The following is a 302-nucleotide window of genomic DNA, read 5'->3' as shown; positions in this document are numbered from 1 at the left end:
GGAGGGAGGGGGGGGGAGCGGGGGTGAGGGGTTGGGGTTCCCAAGTGGTTGGGGTCAGGCCAGGGGGGGGGAAGGGGGTGGCGTGGTTCTTATGGGCGTCCACCGGCGCCTGCTCCTACACCGGCGGCAGCTTCGGATCCAACGCCCGCGCTTTAAACTCAAGACCCAGGAGGTCCTCCACCGGCGTGGGGATGTCGCTGATCCGCGAAGCGAACGTGCCCGTCGGCTGCGCCACCGGCGAATCCCGCACTAGGATCCGGAACCCGTCCGTGTAGTTCTCGATGTAGTCGAGCAGCGCGAAC

Annotated in this window: 1 pseudogene; it reads right to left on the bottom strand. The window is 67.9% G+C overall.

The annotated features are described in order from the left end of the window. Positions 1-118: 118 nt before the first annotated feature. Positions 119-302, bottom strand: a pseudogene (locus tag ADL08_RS14260) (TetR/AcrR family transcriptional regulator); the annotation flags it as partial.

This window comes from Streptomyces sp. NRRL F-6492 (assembly GCF_001280125.1).
Classification (GTDB): Bacteria; Actinomycetota; Actinomycetes; order Streptomycetales; family Streptomycetaceae; genus Streptomyces.
This window is presented reverse-complemented; position numbering and strand designations above follow the sequence as displayed.